Below are 16,672 nucleotides of genomic sequence, written 5' to 3' on the forward strand. Positions count from 1 at the left end.
ACCGCGAGGCCCGCGGTCGTCCCGGTCACCGCCTGTAACCCGCCCAACAGCCCGCCGGCGATCACTACGGCGACGCCGGCGAACACCGCGACGAGCCCGCCGACGAAGAGGAAGACGAAGCTCTCGGCCACGGAGACGCCGACGCCGAGGAAGAAGTGGACGACGAGATACAGGAGGAACTCGACCCACGACCCGCGGAGCGTCGGGAGGAACCGACCCCAGCCCGCGAGGACGCCCTCGTCGCGGAGAACCATCACCGGGACGACGAACTCGTAGGTGAACCGGAGCACGAGCAGGACGCCCGCCGCGAGCAGCACCGCGAGCGCCGCGAGCACCCCGATCGCCCACGTCGGCAGCCCGGCGACGGCCGACCCCAGCGCGTCCGCGGGCCCCCACCCGACGTCCGCCTCGGCCACCACGGCGACCGCGACGGGGACGGCCATCACCAGCGTGACCAGCGTCGAGAAGACGAACAGGCCGAACGCCTGCCGAAGCCTCGCGACGAACGGCCGCCAGAGCCGGACCTCGTTCGTGCGGAGCGCGTCGTAGAACGCCAGCCGCAACGAGAGCGACGCGACCGAGACCGCGAGCGCGACCGCGAGCACGACGCCCACGACCCCGGCGAGGAGGGTCGCGTCGACGCTCCCGAGCCCGCCCAGCTCGCTCCCGACCCCGTTCGGGCCGAAGAACGGCTCGCCGGTCGTCGATCCGGACGTGCCCGATCCGCCCGGACTCCCCGGCCCGGTCACGAACTCCGGGTCCGGGACGAGGGGAACGGAGACGTTCGTCCGTACGCCACCGCCCATCAGGAGGACGAGGAGGGCGAGCTTCGCCCAGCGTACGGCGCTGAACGGGAACAGGAACCGGCGGGTGGCCTCGACCGCGTCGTCCACGGCGTCGACGGCGCTCCAACTCATGCGCGGCCGTTTCGCGGCCCTCCCATATATATCACCTCACACCGACCCGTCCGGGTCGTCGAGTCCCGTCCCGTGCCGGCGGTCGCAGCCGCAGTACTTTACCGCGGAGGCGACCAACGCCCGACGATGAAGGTCCGCGGGGAACGGGAGTGTCGCGACTGCGGGTGTCGCTGGTCGTACTACGAGACCGGGAGCGTCGAGTGTCCCGACTGCGGGAGCGTAAAGAGCGTCGGGACCGCGGACCGCGCGGTCCACACCGACTCGGCCGTCTCCCTCGAGTTGAGCGCCCACCGCGCCCGGTTCGGCGAGGCGCGCGGGACGCTTCCCGCCGAGGGCGTCGACGACCTGAAACGCGACCTCCGCGCGTACGTCCGCGGGCGCGGGTTCATCGAAGGCGGCGAGCTCCGACCGCTGGACGACACGTACCTCGCGGCGCGCGAACTGCTCGAGGCGGTCGACGTCCACGACCGCCTCCGCGACCCGACGGAAGCGGACCGCGAGTACCTCCTCGCGCTGCTCGCCGGCGCCGACGACGGCGAGCGTCCGCCGACGGCCGGCGTTCCAGAGACGATGCGCGCGGCTCGAGGGATGGCCGCGGCCCGCGCCGTCGACGGGTACCGCGAGGATCTCTCGACGTTCCTCGACGAGTTCGCGGGTGCGGGATCGGGGGACGACGAGCGGTCGGTGACGGTCGCCGATGCGGGCGGGGATCCCGCGGAGCGGATCGCGACCGCACGCGACGTCCTCGAACGCCTCCGTGACCGGACGAAACGGGTCGAGGCGCTCGGCGGCGACGTCGACCCCGAGACCGCCGACGCCCTCGTCGCGGCGGCCGACGCCCTCGGCGACTACGTCCGGACCGGCGACGGCGCGTCCCTCGACCGCGCCCGCGATCGGATCGACGAGACCGAGGCGTAGCGCGCCCGCCTCCCGGCGTGCGGTCCCGTCGCCCTCTCACGCTTGATACTCGCGTGCGCACGTTCAAACGCCCGGCCTCGAACTCCAGAGCATGTCCGGCTTCGACGTCCACGAGCACCGACACGCGCTGAAACAGCTGCGTGACACCGGCGACACGAGCCTCTGGGAGAACCGCCGGGCCGTGGCGTGCCCGGCCTGCGAGGAGCCGTTCGACCGGCTCTTCACGACCCGGCGGTCCGCGACTCGGTTCCCCGAGAACGACGGGGCGCGCTTCTGTCTCGTGCGCGACGGCGACGCGATCCACGTGTTCCGGCACTGAGATCCCCCCGTGTCGGCACCGGGTCCGGTCAGTCCTCGCCGACGCGGTCGACCTCGGACGCGGGCGCCTCGATGTATCGGTTCGACCACGTCCCGCGGGAGAACCACGCGACCCCGACGGCCGCGCCGAGGACGTTCCCGAGCGCCATCCCGACCCAGACGCCGGTCGCGCCCCAGTCCGCGACGAACACGAGGTACCCCACGCTGGCGACGCGGCCGACCCAGAGGGTGAGGATCGAGATCACCATCGCGGTCTTGGTGTTCCCCGCCCCGCGGAACGCGCCGAGGACCACCTGCGAGACGCCGATGAAGGCGAACTCCACCGACCGGATCCGGACGTATTCGGCGGCGTAGGCGACGGTCTCCGGCGCGTCGGGGACGTCGCCGAGGAAGACGGAGACGATCGGCTCCGTGAACGCCACCGCGACCACGGCGACGAGGAACATCACGCCGGCCCCGGTCGTCGCGGCGACCCGGACGGCCCGACCCGCGCGGTCCGCCCGGTCCGCGCCGAGGTTCTGTCCGACCATCGTGTCGATGGCGCGCCCGAGCCCCATCGCCGGGAGGAACACCAGCGAGATGAGCCGGTTGCCGAGCCCGTAGGCGGCGACGACGGGCGGCGAGAACGTCACGACCATCGCGGTGAGCGTGATCATCGCCAGCGCGCTCGTCGTCTGCTCGACGCTGGAGGGGAGCCCCAGCCGGAAGAGGTCCGCGACGACCTCGAGGTCCGGCCGCAGGTCCGCGAGCCCCAGGTCGGGCCCGAGGCCGGTCGCGAACAGCGCCCAGATCCCGATCCCGGTCGCGACGCCCCTGGCGGCGATCGTCGCCAGCGCGGCCCCCTCGACGCCGTACCCGGCGAAGCCGGTCGCCGAGAACAGCGACGCCTCGAGCGCGACCGGGTCGAGCGCCGCGATCCCCGGCAGCGACGCGAGCCAGCCGAACAGCGGGTTGTCGGCGAACCCGAAGATCAGGAACGGGTCGAGGAGGACGTTCAGGAGCACCGAGACGAACATCACCGCCATCGGGGTTCGGGTGTCGCCGTACCCCCGCATCAGCGCCGAGAAGACGAAGAAGCCGAACATCAGGGGGATCCCGAGGAAGATCACCTCCATGTAGTCGGCCGCGAGCGGGATCACCGTCGCCGCGGTCTCGGCGTCGCTCGGCAGCAGCTCCAGGGCCGGCCGGGTGTAGAAGTAGCCGCCGACCCCGATGAACACCGAGAGCACCGCCACCGTGACGATGGTCTGGCCGGCGACGAGTCCCGCCGACTCGTCGCCCTTCGCGCCCGTGTACTGCGCGACGAGGATCGCGCCCGCGGTGGTGAACCCGCCGGCGACCGCGATGAGGAGGAAGATGAGCGGGAACGCGAGGCTGATCGCGCCGACGGCCTCCGCCGAGAGCCGGCCGAGGTACAGCGTGTCGACGACGTTGTACGTCACCTGGAGCAGCTGGATGACGACGATGGGCCACACGAGCCGGAACAGCGGCCGGAGGAGGCTCCCCTGGGTGATCGAGTCCGCCGACGACTCGTCTCCGTCGGGGACGTCTCCGGGCGGGGTGGAGGGCTCGTCGGTCACTGTCGGATAACCGGTCAGTCGACGTATCAGGCTTCCGATCGGGGAGATCGGAGCCTGACGAGGGGTCTCAGGGCCGTTCGCTCTCGTCGGCCGGGTCGGATCCGGGCGCCGGCGTCGCGTCGGTCCCGCCGGCCTCGTCTTCGCCGCCGGCCGCGTCGACGCGGTCACCGGCGTCGTCGGGTCCGCGGACGCCGACCTCGGCGACCCCGGAGGTGTCGTCGAAGACGAGGTGGCGGTGCGGGTACGCCATCTCCACGTCGGCGTCGGCGAGCCGTTCGCGGATCCTGGTGTTCACGTCCGACTGGACCTTCCCGAGCTTGTACGGCTTCTTCACCCAGTAGCGGAGCCGCAACAACACGCCGTCGTCGCCGAACTCGTGGATCCGACAGTCCGGGCTCGCGGTGTAGCGGGCCACGCCGATCCGGATGTCCGGGCCGCCGTCGATGACCGCGTCGCAGTCGCGGGCGGCGCGCTCGATGAGCCGGCGCGCCTCCGTCACGTCGCACTCGTAGGTGACGAGGACGTCGATGCTGCGCCGGGTGCGCTCGTCCTCCGCGGAGTAGTTGGTCACGTCACGCTCGCGCATCGCGCCGTTCGGGACGACCCGAAACGTGTTGTCGATGGTGAATATCTTCGTGTACCGGATGGTGATGTCCTCGACGAACCCCTGCGTCCCGTCGTCGAGCTCGACCATGTCGCCGATCTCGAAGGGCTGGTCCGCGAGCACGAACACGCCGTTGATGAAGTTCCCCACCAGCGGCGCGAGGATGATACCCACCACCGCCGAGAGGACGGCGGTCCCGATGAGGAGGTCGGTGAACTGGAACCCGACCACCCAGAGGCCGGTGAGGAACGCGCCCGTGATCGTCCCGACGCGAACGCCCCGGACGACGGTCTGTGCGACGCTCTGCCGTGAGAACCGCCGCGCCACCGGCCGGCCGATGATCCGGACGACCACCCGTGCCAGCAGCGCGCCCGCGACCACCGAGAGGGCGACGACGAGCAGCCGCACGCCGGGGATCGCGGCGAGCCACGAGGACCACTCGACGATCGGGGCGGCGCCCGCCGGTTGTGCCATACCTCCACCGCGTCGTCCATCGGAAAAAGCGTTTCCTCCGGGGAGCCGGCCGCCGTCGTGCCGGGCGCGGACGCGGCGTCCACCCGGCGACGACGGGCCCGAGGTCGTCGACGTGGGAAGTACTAACACCCGACCGGTAGAGATCGCGATCACGCATGCCCGACACCGACGACCGACGGAGCGACGATCCCGACGAGGGAGACGACTCGGGCCGGTTCCGCCGGGGCGGCGGCGCAGTCCCGAACGCGACCGGCGGACCGCACGGACCCCTCGGCTCCAGGCCGACGTTCAGCGTCACCCACGAGTCGACGCCGAGCGGGACGCTCATCGCGGGCTTCTCCTCGTACGGCCTCGCCGGACTCACCGCCGTCGACTACCTGATCGAACGCCTCGATCTGGAGGTTAAAGGCCACGTCACCGCCGAGGGGATCCCCTCGATCACCCCCTTCGAGAACGGTCGGCCGCGGCACCCGACCCGCCTGTACTCCGCGGACGACGTGGACGTGACCGTCCTCGTGGCGGAGCAGTTCGTTCCCTCGGTCCTCGGGGAATCGCTCGCGCGGTCGGTCCTCGCGTGGACGGCCGCCAACGACGTCGACGAGGTCGCCGTCCTCTCCGGGGTGCCGATCCCGCACGGGCCGGACGCCCACCGCACGTTCTACGTCGCCACGGACGACTACCGCGAGAGCCGGCTCGCGGAGGCGACGGTGCCGCCGATGGCGTCCGGGTTCCTCGACGGCGTGAACGCGGCGCTGCTCGAGCGCGGCATGGACTCCCCGCTCGGCGTCGGGCTGTTCGTCACGCCCGTCCACGCGCAGGCGCCCGACGTGGAGGCGGCCGTCCGGCTCGTCGAGACGGCGACCGACCTCTACGGCCTCGACGTCGACGCGGGACCCCTCGAGGCGTTCGCGGCCGAGATCCGCCGCCACTACGAGGACCTCGCCGAGCGGATCGAGGAGCGCGAGTCGGAGGGCACCTACGACCGGATGTACATGTGAGCGCGGCCGCGCGGCCGCCGACGTATCCGGCTCTAGAATCCCGTACAACTCAGCTCATAGTAAAAAGCTATACCGGATGGGACCGTCACGCCGTACATGACCGACGATCTCCGGGCGACGCTCGATCACGTCGGAGACCGATTCAACCTGGGAGAGTACGAGATCGACGCGTACCTCGCGGTGTTGGAACACGGCGAACTGACCGCGAGCGACATCGCCGACCGCACGGACATCCCGCAGCCGCGGGTGTACGACACGGTGCGGAGCCTGGCGGACCGCGGGCTCGTCGAGCTCCGCGAGTCGCGTCCGATGAAGATCGTGGCGGTCGATCCGGAGGACGCCTTCGACGAACTGCGCTCGTCGTTCACGGAGATGGTCGACGAGCTCGAGGCGCGCTACACCGCGCCGACCCGCGAGACGGAGGCGGTGTCCCTCGTGAAGTCCCGCTCGACGATCCTGCGGTACCTCGAGGAGGTGATCACCGGCGCGGAGTACGAACTCGCCGTCTCGCTCACGCCCGACCTCCTCCGCCGGTTCCGCGAGGAACTCGCGCGGAAGGTCGACGACGGCGTAAGCGTCGAACTCCTCGTGACGCCGGCCTCCCGCGCGCCGAACCCCGAGGAGTTCGACTACCTCGAGGTCGCGACGATCGCACGCGCGAGGCGGGGGATCACCACGCCGGTCCTCGCGGTCGGCGACGGGGAGTACTCGGTGTACGCGACCCAGGACGCCCTCCGCGACGACCGCGAGCGGTACGGCGTCATCTTCAACCGCTCCGCGCTCGGCTTCCTCGTCTCCGGCTTCTTCGGGACGGTCCTGTGGACGACCGCGGAGACGCTCGCGGGCGACGGGAAGGCCCGGCCCTTCCCCCGACGGTACGCCTCGATCCGGCGGGCCGTCAAGGACGTCCGCGAGTTCGACGGCGACGACTTCTACGCGACCGTGGAGGGTCGCGACATCGAGACGGGCGAGTCCGTCACGGTACGGGGCCGGGTCGTCGACGTCGCGTTCGAGGATACGGAGGAGGTCGCCTCGCTCGTCGTCGAGACCGACGACGGCCCCGTCGAGATCGGCGGTCGCGTCGCCGCGCTGGAGGACGTCGAGGGACAGGTGATCGTCATCGGTCGCGGCGCGCCGCCCGAGATCTGAACGGGGCCGGCCCGAGTCCGCCGGGTCGACGGGGTCGGGATCTCAGGCCGGCAGCACGCCGCCGGCCGCCGCGGCGAGGAGTTCGGTCGCGACGTACACCGTCGCGTAGCCGACCAGCGCGGCCGTGACTCCCGCGAGCGCGGTGAACGTGACCGCGGGCGCCGACGGCGGCACGGCGACCCGTCGACGCAGCTCCCGGAGGCTCGGCGCCGAGCGGCCGGAGCCGAGCGCCGGCGGTCCCGTCGCCCCCGGCAGCCTCGTTCGCCACCCCGCCGGGACGGGGGCGACGGGCAGCCCGCCGCAGACGACGCCGACCGCGAGGATCGAGAACACGAAGTGATACGACACCTCGAGCGTCGGCGGCGTCATGAGGACGGCGACGACGCCGTAGGTCAGCCCGGCCGCGGCGCGCGGGTCGACCGCGTCCCGCCACGACCGACCGGTCACGGTCGCGACCGCGACCGCCGCGAGCCAGACGACGGCCAACTCGAGCGCGAACGCGCCGAGGAGGTGGACCGTCGGGTCGCCGTGGAGCAGCACGCGGCCGTCGAGGACGCGGACGTCGAACGGGTAGAACAGCTTCGGCGGCTCGCCGGTGACCAGATCGCCCCACGGGTGCGAGCACAGCCCGAGGACGGCCGCGGTCGCGAGCGCCCGCCCGGAGAGGTCGGTCCGGAGCCGGGCGACCGTCGCGATCGCGAGCCCGCCGACCGCGAACGTCCCGAGGACGACCAGCCCGAGCGTCCCGTTCAGGGACGACCCGATCCCGACCAGCGCGGCCAGGACCGCGACGGCGAGGAGGGACCCGGCCGTCCGAACCGCGGGCCGCCGGTCCCACGCGACCGCCCAGAGGCCGAACGCGCCCCCGGCGATCATCGACACGACGAGCGAGTGGGTCAGCGCGCGGTGGACCTCGCGGGTGGCGTCCCAGAGGGTGCTCGGTCGCGTCAGCGACTCGGCGGTGAGACGGCCGAAGTCGATCGCGACCGCCGCGTACGCCATGTCGACGTCGGGGAGCGCGGCGAACGCCCCGGCGACCGCGCCGAGCGTCAGCGCGCGCTCCGCGGACCAGCCCAGCCGGTCCGCGAGCAGGGCCGCGAGGGCGAACGCGAACAGGGCGTGGCCGACGAACACGTTCTCGCGGTACGACCGCGAGGGAGATAAGCGGCTCGCAGGTCGCACGTGACCGCGCCTCGGTCCGAGTGTGAGCACGGCGCATCCGGTATTCACTTACCGACGCGCGCGACAGGGGACGACATGGACGTTCACGTCACTCGATCCGCGGTCGACGGGACGGCTCGCGCGCCGCCCTCGAAGAGCTACACGCACCGCGCGCTGCTCGCGGCGGGGTACAGCGACGGCGCGACGGTGCTCTCGCCGCTCGTCTCCGCGGACACGCGCGCGACGGCCCGCGCCGTGACCGCCTTCGGCGGCGCCGTCGACCCGACCCCCGCGGAGTGGGACGCGGCCACCGACGCGGTCGAAATCGAGGGGTTCGACGGTCGACCCGCGGTCCCCGACGACGTCATCGACTGCGGGAACTCGGGGACGACCACCCGGCTCGTGACCGGAACCGCCGCGCTCGGCGACGGCGGCACCGTCCTCACCGGCGACTCGTCGCTCAGGTCTCGCCCGCAGGGACCGCTACTCGACGCGCTCGCCGACCTCGGCGTCCGCGCCGAGTCGACCCGCGGGAACGGGCAGGCTCCCCTCGTCGTCTTCGGGCCGCTGTCGGGCGGCGAGGTGGCGATCCCCGGCGACGTCTCCTCGCAGTACGTCACCGCCCTGCTCATGGCCGGCGCAGTCACCGACGACGGGATCGAGGTGTCGCTGACGACGGAGCTCAAGTCGGCCCCCTACGTCGACATCACGCTCGAGCTGCTGGCCGACTTCGGGGTGACCGCCGACCCGATCGGCAGCGACACCGCCGACGGCGCCGAGGGGTTCGTCGTCCCCGGCGGCCAGACCTACACCCCCGAGGACGGCCGGTACGCGGTCCCCGGCGACTTCTCGTCGATCTCGTACCTCGTCGCCGCGGGCGCGGTCGCGGCCGACCCCGGCGGCGCGGTCCGTATCGAGGGCGCTCGCCCGAGCGCGCAGGGCGACGCCGCGATCGTCGGGATCGCGGAGCGGATGGGCGCGGCGATCGACTGGGACCGCGAGGCGGGCACGATCACGGTCGAGCGGTCCGCGCTCTCCGGCGTCGAGGTCGACGTCGGCGACACGCCGGACCTGCTCCCGACGATCGCGGCGCTCGGCGCGGTCGCCGACGGCGAGACGCGGATCGTCAACTGCGAGCACGTCCGCTACAAGGAGACCGACCGGGTGGCCGCGATGGCCGAGGAGCTGGAGCGGCTCGGCGCGGCGACCACGGAGGAGCCGGATACGCTCACGGTCCACGGCTCCGAGAGCGAACTCCGCGGCGCGACCGTCGACGGCCGGGCCGACCACCGGATCGTGATGGCGCTGGCGGTCGCCGCGCTCGCGGCCGAGGGCACTACGACGATCCGCGGCGGGGAACACGTCGACGTCTCGTTCCCGACGTTCTTCGAGACGATGGCCGACCTCGGCGCGACGGTCGACCGGGCGGAGTGACCGGAGCGGGGTTCGACCGACCCGCCCCCTAGATCACGCGCTTGCCGAACGCGCTGGCGGCCAGTTCGGTCGCGAGCTCGGCCGTCTCGTTGTGCTGGTCGAGCGTCGGGTTCACCTCGACGAGCTCCATCGACCGGAGGCAGTCGGCGTCGTCGACGATCTCCATCGCGCTGTGGGCCTCCCGGTAGGTGACCCCGCCCCGGACCGGCGTCCCCACGCCCGGCGCCTCGTTGGGATCGAGCCAGTCGAGATCGAGGCTGACGTGGACGCCGTCGACGCCCGCCGAGGCCGCCGCGAGCGCGTCCTCGGTCACGTCCGTGATCCCCCGCTCGTCGATATCGGACATCGTGTAGGCGGTGAAGCCGTGCTCGCGCAACAGCTCGACCTCCGCGCCGTCGACGGACCGGAGGCCGACGAGCGCGACGTTCTCCGGCTCGAGGCCGGGCGCGTTCGCCCACTCGGTGTCCGCGAACTCGTCGACGCCGAGCGCCGCCGCGAGCGGCATCCCGTGGACGTTCCCCGAGGGGGTCGTCGACGGGGTGTTGAGGTCGGCGTGGGCGTCGAACCACACCGCGCCGACGTCGGCGTCGCGGGCGGCCCCCACGAGCGAGCCGATCGCGATCGAGTGGTCGCCGCCGAGCGCCAGCGGGACCGACCCCTCGGCGAGCGTTTCCTCGGTCTCGTCGGCGAGCCGCCGACAGACGTCGGCGACCTCGTGGAGGAACTTCGCGTCGCCCTCCGCCGGCGCGTCGGTGTCCGGGTCCCGCTCCTCGGCGCGGGGGACGGTGAGATCCCCCGCGTCGACGACGTCGACGCCCGCGCCCGCCAACTCGTCGGCGAGGCCGGCGTAGCGGATCGCCGACGGGCCCATGTCGACGCCGCGTCGGTTGGCTCCGTAGTCCGTCGGCGCGCCGATGATTCTGACTCTCGTCATACCGGTAGGGGAACCTCCCGCCGCTTGAAAGGCGTGGATCCGCGGAGGACCGGACCGACGGCGCGCCGCCCGCGGTCCGGATCCGTCACGGTTTCCTCGTCGCCCGCGAACGAACAGCGCATGGGCGGAGCCGACGCGGACGGGACCGACGCGGACGGGACCGGCGTGGACGGGAACGGCGCGGACGGGAACGGGGCGGATGGGGGCGGCCGCGAGCCGGGGCCGGTCGCCCCGGAGGAGATCGGTCCGGCCGGGGCGATGATCGCCGTCGCGTTCACGGGGTCGGTGATCGCCTTCGCCGGGTTCGGGCTGCTGGTGCTCCTCGGCGACGTCGGGCTCGTCCTCGTCGCGATCGGACTCCTCGTCGTGCTGGCGAGCCCCGCGGCGTACCTCCGGTATCGGCAGCTCTACCGGTGAGCGGGGCCGAACGACTCGCCCCGGCCGATCAATTTATAAGTGACTTCCATCGCCTTTATGCGGGGTCGCCATCTACTCGCACCCATGTCATCGATCGAACTCACGTCGAGCCAGAAGAGCATCCTCTCGGCGCTCATCAACCTCTACGGGGAGGAGGAGGACGCCGTCAAGGGGGAAGCGATCGCCGAAGAGGTCGACCGTAATCCGGGGACCATCAGGAACCAGATGCAGAGCCTGAAGGCGCTCCAGCTCGTCGAGGGCGTCCCCGGCCCGAAGGGCGGGTACAAACCCACCTCGAACGCCTACGAGGCGCTCGACATCCAGCGGATGGACGAGCCCGCCCACGTCCCGATCACCCACGAGGGCGAGACCGTTGAGGGCGTCAACGTCGACGGGATCGACCTCTCGAGCGTCCACCACCCCGAGCTCTGTCGCGCGGAGATCCACGTCCAGGGGTCGGTACGCGACTTCCACGAGGGCGACTCCGTGACGGTCGGCCCCACCCCGCTCTCGAAGCTGCTCATCGACGGCACCGTCGACGGGAAGGACGACACCGCGAACGTGCTCATCCTCCGGATCGACGACATGCACGCGCCCGCCGGCGAATCCGCGCACTGACGAGCCGTACGAAACCATCGAGGGTCGCGACCGATACGGAGGGGAGTCAGTGGACCTGTTTCTCTCACGACCCGAAAGCGGCGCGTCTGGGTGTCGATGAGAGAAGGGGTAGAAGGGTTAGTTACGTTGAGATACCCTTCTTCGGACACGATATGACGTGAAACAGGTGGTCACCAAACAGTGCCAGTGGTACGGGTGTTTCAGTAGAGGTTGGGATGAGTAGAAGGGGATCGTTGCTGGCGCGGTGAACTCCTCCAAAGCCCCAGTCGTGAGGACTCGCGCGACTCGTTGCGCGCTTCAGTCACTCACTTCGTTCGTTCCTTCCAGTGCTTACGTCGCCGTGCGTCGTCCTCACGACTGCCCCTTTGAGTCCCACCCAACCGACCCGCAACCGCACCTCACGCCTCCCCAACCTCGTCGCTCACTGCGTTCGCGACGTCCCTCGCGGGCTCCTCGTGCCCCTTCGGGGCACTCGGAGGCGCGCCACCGGGATCGATCGCTCCCTCACCTGTATTGAACGGTGGGGATCGAGCATCCGCGAGCGAAGCGAGCGGTTCACCGACGGAGCCGTCGAAGACGGCGGAGTCGGCTTTTTCTCTCCAGGTTTTTCGAGGAGGGGTTCCCTCGCTCACTACGTTCGCTTCGGGAACCCCTCCTCGAAAAAGGTGGTCTTACATGTCGCCGAACGCGCTCACGCCGCGTCCGGTCGAGGAGACCTTCGCGATCCACCGCGAGGCGATCGCCTTCTTCAGGAGCTTCGCCGGGGTGCCGCCGAACGTCTTGATCGGCATGCCGACCACGTCGTGAGCGACCGCCTCCTCGCCGACGGAGATCACGGTGCCCTTGTCCTCGTGTTGCCACGACTGGAGCGGCGCGCCGCGGGCGGCCCGCGCGAGGTTCTCGCCGGCGACCTCCGCGGCCTGCCAGGCGGCCTGCGCGGTCGGCGGCGCGACGTCGTCGCCGCCCTGGTCGACCAGGGCGGTGTCGCCGATGGCGAAGACGCGGTCGTCGCTCGTGGTGAAGTCCGACTCGGCGAACACCCGGTTCGAGCGGTCGTCCTTCTCGACCTCGACCGCGTCGAGCTCCTCCTGGCCGGTGATGCCGCCGGTCCAGATCAACACGTCGTACGTCAGCTCCTCCGGCTCCTCGTCCTCGCCGCCGCCGAGGTACACCGCGTCCTCGTCGGCCTTCGAGATGAAGTCGCCGGTGAGGATCTCGACGTCGGCGTCCTCGAGCCGCTGACGGAGCGCCCCCTGGATCTGCGGGTCGTTGCCGGGGAACACCTCGTCGAGTCCCTCGACGAGTTTGATGTCGATCGGCGCGCGGTGTTTGTCCCGGTACTCCGCGATCTCGCCGGCGGTCTGGATCCCCGACAGCCCCGCGCCGCCGACGACGACGGTGGCGGGCTCGGAGCGGGTCGCGTTCCCGGCCGCCTCCCGGACGTCCTCGTGGATCGCGCGGGCGTCGGCGAGGCTCTTGAGCTGGTGGGCGTGTTCTCTCAGGCCGTCGATGCCGAAGAAGGCGGTGGTGGATCCGATCGCCAGGAGCAGATAGTCGTACTCGACCGTCTCCTCGTCGTCGGTCTCGACGACCCGCTCGTCGGTGTCGACGTCGACGACGCGGCCCTGGACGAACTCGCTCTCGTCGGACATGATCTCGCCGACGGGGACGGTGATGCTGTCCTCGACGGCGGGGTTTCGGATCGCGCGGTGAACCTCGTGGAGGACGAGGTGGTAGTCGTGCTCGGAGATCCAGGTGAGCTCCGCCTCGCCCTCGCCGACCTCGTCCTCAAACGCCTTCACCGCCCCGGAACCGGCGTAGCCGGACCCGACGACGACGACCTGAGTTGTCATGACTGTCGATCCGCGGCCCGCGGATAAAGTCGCTTTGGAACCGCTCTCGCACGTGGCGTCCGCGGGATCGGGGTCCGCGCCGTCCCCCGCTCAGATCGAGAGCCCGGCGTGCCAGCGGTCGACGCCGGCCTCGCGTTTGACCTCGTCCATGCGCGCGAGCAGCGTCACGGCGAGGCTCGCGGTCTCGGCCGCCCGCGACTCGCCCTCCGTCCGGAACTCGCCGGTGACGCGGTTCGCGTACACCGAACACACCGCGCCCGCCCGGAGCCCGTACACGTTCGCGACCGTGAGGATCGCCGACGCCTCCATCTCGATGTTCTTCACGTTCGCGTCCCGGAGTTCCGCGACCAGCTCGTCGGAGCCCGCGGCCTCGAACCCCTCGAACCCCGGCCGCCCCTGTCCGGCGTAAAACGAGTCCGCGCTCATCGTGATCCCGGCGTGGTAGTCGTAGCCGAGCCGCTCGGCGGCGGCGACGAGCGCGGAGACGACCTCGCCGTCGGCGGCCGCCGGGTAGTCCTCCCGGACGTACTCGTCGCTCGTCCCCTCCTGGCGGACCGCGCCGGTCGTGATCACCAGGTCGCCGACGGCCATGTCCGGCTGGATCGCGCCGCAGGAGCCGACCCGGATGAACGTGTCGACGCCGACGCGTGCCAGCTCCTCGACCGCGATGGCGGCGGACGGCGAGCCGATCCCGGTGGAGGTGACCGAGATCGGCGCGCCGTCGTAGGTGCCGGTCGCGGTGCGGTACTCGCGGTGGGCGGCGACCGCCTCGTGGTCGTCCCACAGCGCGGTGATCTTGTCGACCCGTTCCGGGTTGCCGGGGAGGAGCACGGCGTCGGCGACGTCGCCCTCGCCGACCTCGAGGTGATACTGGACCTCGTCGTTCGGGTCCTCGCTGCCGCCGGCGGCCGGCGCGTCGTCCTCGTCGGTCATGTCCCCGACCTTCGTCGAGGCGTTTAAAAGGCGTTCCGGCTCGGGAACGTCTCCCCGAGCGAGCCTGCGCGGACGGTCGCGCGCCGAGCTCAGCGGTTCCGCGCGTCGTCGAGCGTCCCCTGGCTTATCGTGTTCGGGAGCAGCTCGCCGAGGGTGTACTCGCTCGTCTCGCCGTCGCCCTCGTCACAGACCACTGGGAGGTCCTCGGCCGCGAACTCGGCGAGGCTCTGCCGGCACATCCCGCAGGGCGTGACGCCGTCGCGGACGCCCGAGGCGACGGCGAGCCGGTCGAACTCCCGGTGGCCGTTCTTCACCGCCTCCGCGAGCGCCACCTCCTCGGCGTGGAGACTGTTGGAGTAGTTGGCGTTCTCGATGTTACAGCCGGTGTAGACGGTGCCGTCGGCGGTGCGGAGCGCGGCCCCGACGCGGTACCCGGAGTACGGGACGTGGGCGTCGGCGAGGGCGTCGCGCGCGGCCTCGATCAGGTCCATGGATCGATCCTCGCCCGGCCACCCGATAAGCGGTCGGGTCGACGGGCGAGCGACGACCTCACCGGCCGGCGATCCCGCCGACCGGCGATCCCGCGGCGACCTCACCGGCCGGTGTCGTACTTGTAGGTCGCCGTCTCCGGGTCTATCCCGAAGTCCTCGGCGGACTCGGTGGTCTCCTCCGATCCTCCCTCGTCCCCGTCGTCGGAGCCGCCGGCGTCCGCGTTCTTGAACGCCTCCCGCAGCTTCTCGGGCATCTCGAAGTCGTCGATGCCGACGCGGAGGCCGACCACGCCGCCGCCGAGGAACTCGCGTTTCTCCGTCAGCCGGTCCGAGAGCGCCGCCGGGAGGGCGTCGGTGTCGACCGTTTCGAAGCCGAACTGCGTCAGGTAATCGGGCTGGTCGGTGAGCACGTACACCGTCTCGAACCCCTCGGCGGCCGCGGTGTCGACCAGCCGCTCGACGACGTGGGCTCCGACGCCGCGACCCCGCCACTCCGGGAGGACGCCGATCCCGGTGAGCTCGATCCGTTCCGCGTCCTCGCCCCGGTGAAGTCGGAGCCGACCGAAGCCGGCCCGGTCGCCGGTCTCCTCGTCGACCGCGATCACGTAGTCCCGTGACCGGAAGGCGACGTCGTCGAGCCCGAGCCGCTCGATCGCGTCCAGTAACCACGCCTCGTCACGGTTCTTGGCGTCGCGGACGTACATACGCCGTCCTACGCGGCCGGGGATAAAAACGGTTTGCCGCCCCCGGCTTCACTGCCGTACGGCCCGCTCGTCGAGCGCGACCGGGATCGACCGGGCGGCGACGTCGGCGGCGAACGCCTCGGCGTCCGCCTCCAGGTCGTCGAAGGCGTCGTAGTGGATCGGCACGACGAGGTCCGGGGCCATGCGCTCGGCCAGATCGGCGGCGGCGTGACGGTCGGAGACGATCCCCCCGCCGCCGATGTTCGCGAGGAGGACGCCCACGTCGAGCTCGGCGAGCCCGTCGAGCGCGTCGCCGTCGCCGGGCCAGAGCACGGTCCGGTCACCGACGGAGAACAGGAAGCCGCAGCCGAAGCCCTCGGGATGCGGGACCGTCCCGTCGTCGTTCGCGCAGGGACCGTCCGGCTCGTTGTGCGCGGCCACCGTCCAGACGGGGACCGTCCCGTCGTCGGCCTCGACGTCGACGCGGGCCTCGTCGTCGACGCGGACCACGTCGTAGTCGGCCTCCAGCTCCGCGATCGGCTCCACGTCGCGGCCGATCCGGTCGGGCTCGACGCCCTCGTAGATCACGAGCGTCGCGTCCGCGTCCGCGACGGAGCGGATCCCCGCGGGGTCGTAGTGGTGGTCGTGGGTCACGAGGACGACGTCGCCGTCGCGGGCCCAGTAGTCGTCGAGGACGCCGTACCGACCGGGGTCCGTGTACACCACCGGGCCGCCGGCGGAGACGCGGGCGGTCGCGTAGCCGAGCCACTCGACGGCAAGGTCGTCGTACCTGACGGTCATGTCACGTGATCCGGTCGGTCGCCCCTTGAGCGTGGCTATCCGTCCTCGGCCCCGTCGCCGACGACGAGGTCCCACGCGCCGTCGACGTCGACCGACGGCCCGAGGACGTGCTCGGGGACGAGCGGCATCGGGACGGGGACGAACCCGGCGGCGCGCATCGCCGCGAAGCCGCTCGCGGTCTCGACGACCGTCCCGTCGTCGCTGCGACGGACGCGGAACCGCTTGTCCGCCGGGTCGCGGCGGTAGACGTACGGGAACGCGGCGGCCGGCGGAGTTCGGAGGCTCTCCACGCCGCCGAGGACGGCCGCGACCCGACCGTCGACCTCACAGACCAGCCGCGGGACGCTCGGCCGGCCGTCCGGTCCGGCCGCCGCCGCGTCGACGCCGCC

18 protein-coding genes and 1 pseudogene are annotated in these 16,672 nt (G+C 71.7%); 7 read left to right on the plus strand and 12 right to left on the minus strand.

What is annotated here, in order from left to right; all coding sequences use genetic code 11:
- Window positions 1–917 (minus strand): DUF7544 domain-containing protein (locus DJ70_RS17390; RefSeq protein ID WP_094532161.1); only part of this gene is annotated, 917 nt, incomplete at its 3' end.
- Window positions 918–1,043: 126 nt separating this feature from the next.
- On the opposite strand from DJ70_RS17390, the gene DJ70_RS09090 reads away from it, so the two are divergent.
- Together DJ70_RS09090 and DJ70_RS09095 are read left to right on the plus strand one after the other, a co-directional pair.
- Entirely contained in the window at window positions 1,044–1,835 is a 792-nt protein-coding gene (locus tag DJ70_RS09090; RefSeq protein WP_094532163.1) for a DUF7117 family protein, read from the plus strand.
- Between the two features lie 91 nt (window positions 1,836–1,926).
- Window positions 1,927–2,154, plus strand: a complete 228-nt coding sequence (locus DJ70_RS09095; RefSeq protein ID WP_094532165.1) for a DUF7385 family protein — start codon at window positions 1,927–1,929, stop codon at window positions 2,152–2,154.
- Between the two features lie 28 nt (window positions 2,155–2,182).
- Here the strand turns inward: DJ70_RS09095 and DJ70_RS09100 are convergent, their stop codons facing one another.
- Window positions 2,183–3,733 (minus strand): MATE family efflux transporter, encoded by a 1,551-nt coding sequence (locus DJ70_RS09100; RefSeq protein WP_094532167.1) that lies wholly within the window; start codon window positions 3,731–3,733, stop codon window positions 2,183–2,185.
- Between the two features lie 67 nt (window positions 3,734–3,800).
- Window positions 3,801–4,811, minus strand: a complete 1,011-nt coding sequence (locus DJ70_RS09105) for a mechanosensitive ion channel family protein (RefSeq protein WP_094532169.1) — start codon at window positions 4,809–4,811, stop codon at window positions 3,801–3,803.
- 155 nt (window positions 4,812–4,966) lie between these two features.
- On the opposite strand from DJ70_RS09105, the gene DJ70_RS09110 reads away from it, so the two are divergent.
- Window positions 4,967–5,809, plus strand: coding sequence for a proteasome assembly chaperone family protein (locus tag DJ70_RS09110; protein WP_094532171.1), 843 nt, complete (start codon window positions 4,967–4,969; stop codon window positions 5,807–5,809).
- A gap of 96 nt (window positions 5,810–5,905) precedes the next feature.
- Window positions 5,906–6,958 (plus strand): HTH-type sugar sensing transcriptional regulator TrmB, encoded by a 1,053-nt coding sequence (trmB, locus tag DJ70_RS09115; protein ID WP_094532173.1) that lies wholly within the window; start codon window positions 5,906–5,908, stop codon window positions 6,956–6,958.
- Window positions 6,959–7,000: 42 nt separating this feature from the next.
- Here the strand turns inward: trmB and DJ70_RS09120 are convergent, their stop codons facing one another.
- Window positions 7,001–8,092: a metal-dependent hydrolase gene (locus DJ70_RS09120; RefSeq protein WP_094532175.1), complete on the minus strand. Its 1,092-nt coding sequence runs from the start codon at window positions 8,090–8,092 to the stop codon at window positions 7,001–7,003.
- 123 nt (window positions 8,093–8,215) lie between these two features.
- Between DJ70_RS09120 and aroA the strand changes: the two genes are divergently transcribed.
- Window positions 8,216–9,553 (plus strand): 3-phosphoshikimate 1-carboxyvinyltransferase, encoded by a 1,338-nt coding sequence (gene aroA / locus DJ70_RS09125; RefSeq protein WP_094532177.1) that lies wholly within the window; start codon window positions 8,216–8,218, stop codon window positions 9,551–9,553.
- Between the two features lie 28 nt (window positions 9,554–9,581).
- Here the strand turns inward: aroA and rocF are convergent, their stop codons facing one another.
- Window positions 9,582–10,487 (minus strand): arginase, encoded by a 906-nt coding sequence (gene rocF, locus DJ70_RS09130; RefSeq protein ID WP_094532179.1) that lies wholly within the window; start codon window positions 10,485–10,487, stop codon window positions 9,582–9,584.
- A 120-nt stretch (window positions 10,488–10,607) separates the two neighbouring features.
- Here rocF and DJ70_RS09135 point away from each other — a divergent pair, with 120 nt between their 5' ends.
- Together DJ70_RS09135 and DJ70_RS09140 are read left to right on the plus strand one after the other, a co-directional pair.
- Entirely contained in the window at window positions 10,608–10,904 is a 297-nt protein-coding gene (locus DJ70_RS09135; RefSeq protein ID WP_094532181.1) for a hypothetical protein, read from the plus strand.
- Window positions 10,905–10,988: 84 nt separating this feature from the next.
- Window positions 10,989–11,522, plus strand: coding sequence for an Rrf2 family transcriptional regulator (locus tag DJ70_RS09140; protein ID WP_094532183.1), 534 nt, complete (start codon window positions 10,989–10,991; stop codon window positions 11,520–11,522).
- Window positions 11,523–11,920: 398 nt separating this feature from the next.
- On the opposite strand, the gene DJ70_RS16905 is transcribed toward DJ70_RS09140, so the two are convergent.
- From DJ70_RS16905 to DJ70_RS09170, 7 genes and pseudogenes are all read right to left on the minus strand, one after another.
- Window positions 11,921–12,154 carry a hypothetical protein gene (locus DJ70_RS16905; RefSeq protein ID WP_143420999.1) on the minus strand — a complete coding sequence of 78 codons (234 nt, stop codon included), beginning with the start codon at window positions 12,152–12,154 and terminating at the stop codon, window positions 11,921–11,923.
- Window positions 12,155–12,193: 39 nt separating this feature from the next.
- Window positions 12,194–13,375: an NAD(P)/FAD-dependent oxidoreductase gene (locus DJ70_RS09145; RefSeq protein ID WP_094532185.1), complete on the minus strand. Its 1,182-nt coding sequence runs from the start codon at window positions 13,373–13,375 to the stop codon at window positions 12,194–12,196.
- Window positions 13,376–13,465: 90 nt separating this feature from the next.
- The gene (locus DJ70_RS09150; RefSeq protein WP_094532187.1) at window positions 13,466–14,308 is read right to left on the minus strand and encodes a nucleoside phosphorylase; all 843 of its coding nucleotides are present in this window, start codon (window positions 14,306–14,308) and stop codon (window positions 13,466–13,468) included.
- Window positions 14,309–14,397: 89 nt separating this feature from the next.
- Entirely contained in the window at window positions 14,398–14,799 is a 402-nt protein-coding gene (gene cdd, locus DJ70_RS09155) for a cytidine deaminase (RefSeq protein ID WP_094532189.1), read from the minus strand.
- A 101-nt stretch (window positions 14,800–14,900) separates the two neighbouring features.
- Complete coding sequence (locus tag DJ70_RS09160) at window positions 14,901–15,503, minus strand: GNAT family N-acetyltransferase (RefSeq protein WP_094532191.1); 603 nt, start codon at window positions 15,501–15,503, stop codon at window positions 14,901–14,903.
- A gap of 48 nt (window positions 15,504–15,551) precedes the next feature.
- The gene (locus tag DJ70_RS09165; RefSeq protein ID WP_094532193.1) at window positions 15,552–16,283 is read right to left on the minus strand and encodes an MBL fold metallo-hydrolase; all 732 of its coding nucleotides are present in this window, start codon (window positions 16,281–16,283) and stop codon (window positions 15,552–15,554) included.
- Between the two features lie 35 nt (window positions 16,284–16,318).
- Window positions 16,319–16,672, minus strand: a pseudogene (locus DJ70_RS09170) (hypothetical protein); the annotation flags it as partial.

This window comes from Halorubrum halodurans (assembly GCF_002252985.1).
GTDB lineage: Archaea > Halobacteriota > Halobacteria > Halobacteriales > Haloferacaceae > Halorubrum > Halorubrum halodurans.

Bases quoted from the DNA above. Each gene is read 5' to 3' on its own strand.
- cdd (WP_094532189.1), bottom strand. From the start codon at position 14,799: ATGGACCTGATCGAGGCCGCGCGCGACGCCCTCGCCGACGCCCACGTC.
- DJ70_RS09135 (WP_094532181.1), top strand. From the start codon at position 10,608: ATGGGCGGAGCCGACGCGGACGGGACCGACGCGGACGGGACCGGCGTG.
- DJ70_RS09090 (WP_094532163.1), top strand. From the start codon at position 1,044: ATGAAGGTCCGCGGGGAACGGGAGTGTCGCGACTGCGGGTGTCGCTGG.
- DJ70_RS09145 (WP_094532185.1), bottom strand. From the start codon at position 13,375: ATGACAACTCAGGTCGTCGTCGTCGGGTCCGGCTACGCCGGTTCCGGG.
- DJ70_RS09110 (WP_094532171.1), top strand. From the start codon at position 4,967: ATGCCCGACACCGACGACCGACGGAGCGACGATCCCGACGAGGGAGAC.
- DJ70_RS09165 (WP_094532193.1), bottom strand. From the start codon at position 16,283: ATGACCGTCAGGTACGACGACCTTGCCGTCGAGTGGCTCGGCTACGCG.
- trmB (WP_094532173.1), top strand. From the start codon at position 5,906: ATGACCGACGATCTCCGGGCGACGCTCGATCACGTCGGAGACCGATTC.
- DJ70_RS09150 (WP_094532187.1), bottom strand. From the start codon at position 14,308: ATGACCGACGAGGACGACGCGCCGGCCGCCGGCGGCAGCGAGGACCCG.
- aroA (WP_094532177.1), top strand. From the start codon at position 8,216: ATGGACGTTCACGTCACTCGATCCGCGGTCGACGGGACGGCTCGCGCG.
- rocF (WP_094532179.1), bottom strand. From the start codon at position 10,487: ATGACGAGAGTCAGAATCATCGGCGCGCCGACGGACTACGGAGCCAAC.
- DJ70_RS09160 (WP_094532191.1), bottom strand. From the start codon at position 15,503: ATGTACGTCCGCGACGCCAAGAACCGTGACGAGGCGTGGTTACTGGAC.
- DJ70_RS09105 (WP_094532169.1), bottom strand. From the start codon at position 4,811: ATGGCACAACCGGCGGGCGCCGCCCCGATCGTCGAGTGGTCCTCGTGG.
- DJ70_RS09095 (WP_094532165.1), top strand. From the start codon at position 1,927: ATGTCCGGCTTCGACGTCCACGAGCACCGACACGCGCTGAAACAGCTG.
- DJ70_RS09140 (WP_094532183.1), top strand. From the start codon at position 10,989: ATGTCATCGATCGAACTCACGTCGAGCCAGAAGAGCATCCTCTCGGCG.